The sequence below is a fragment of the Mesorhizobium sp. M7A.F.Ca.US.014.04.1.1 genome (genome assembly GCF_003998745.1).
Lineage (GTDB): Bacteria > Pseudomonadota > Alphaproteobacteria > Rhizobiales > Rhizobiaceae > Mesorhizobium > Mesorhizobium ciceri.
This window is the reverse complement of sequence record NZ_RZRW01001171.1, coordinates 1-917: the sequence shown is the minus strand read 5'-3', so window position 1 is coordinate 917 and position 917 is coordinate 1. Positions and strand designations below refer to the sequence as shown.

Genomic DNA, 917 nt, shown 5'->3' with positions numbered 1-917 from the left:
GTCTGGGCTACACCTTGCCGTGGCTGGAGCGGTTCGGCAGCGACGCCGAGCGGGTCTTCGCCTTCATGCCGGCAACGCAAGGCGCGGTGGTGTGGCCGGCGACGGGGCCGACGGCGACGGCACTGGTCTTCGACGAGGAACTGCCGCTGGTCGATTCCTGCATCGACCGCATGCTGCTCGTCCATTCGCTCGAACATGTCGAGAACCCGCGTGAGACGCTGAACGAGATCTGGCGCGTGCTGTCGCCGGCCGGCCGGGTGGTCATCGTCGTGCCCAACCGGCGCGGTGTCTGGGCGCGCTTCGAGCACACCCCATTCGGCAACGGCCGGCCCTTTTCGCGAGGCCAGCTTACGGAACTGCTGCGCGAGGCCAATTTCACGCCCGCCGCCTGGTCCGATGCGCTGTTCTTTCCGCCATCGCGGCGCCGTTTCATGATGCGCTTCCACAATGTACTGGAGCGCGCCGGCCGGCGGCTGTGGCCGATCTTTTCCGGGGTCATCGTGGTCGAGGCGCAGAAGCGGCTCTATCAAGGCGTGCCGGTGGCGCAGCGCGCATCGCGCCGCGTCTTCGTGCCGGTGCTGTCGCCGCATGGCGCCACCCGGCTTGGCCGTCACAAAGCGGATGCCAAGCCCTTGGCTGCGCGGGTGACGGCTTCGTGATCGCGGCAAGCGTGCCTGACGTCGTTTCCCTGCCTATCTGTCGCAAGCAGACCGACAGCCCATCCGGCAGCTCATACGAACGCCTGTCAAGTTTCTCCATCCGGTTGCAGCACTGACGCAAGGACCTCGGCCATGGCTGATCAACCGGACAATGCCGCCGCCGTTCAGCCGGTTGCCGTGGCGGTCGAGGCCAGCAGCCTGCACGATCAGGTGATGACGATCCGGCGGGCGCTTGCGGGATCGCCGGTTCGCAGATGG

Annotated in this window: 1 protein-coding gene; it reads left to right on the top strand. The window is 67.2% G+C overall.

Features of this window, described 5'->3' with window-relative positions; translation table 11 throughout:
- Positions 1-659 (top strand): methyltransferase domain-containing protein (locus tag EOA22_RS35350; protein ID WP_164756259.1); only part of this gene is annotated, 659 nt, incomplete at its 5' end.
- Positions 660-917 lie beyond the last annotated feature (258 nt).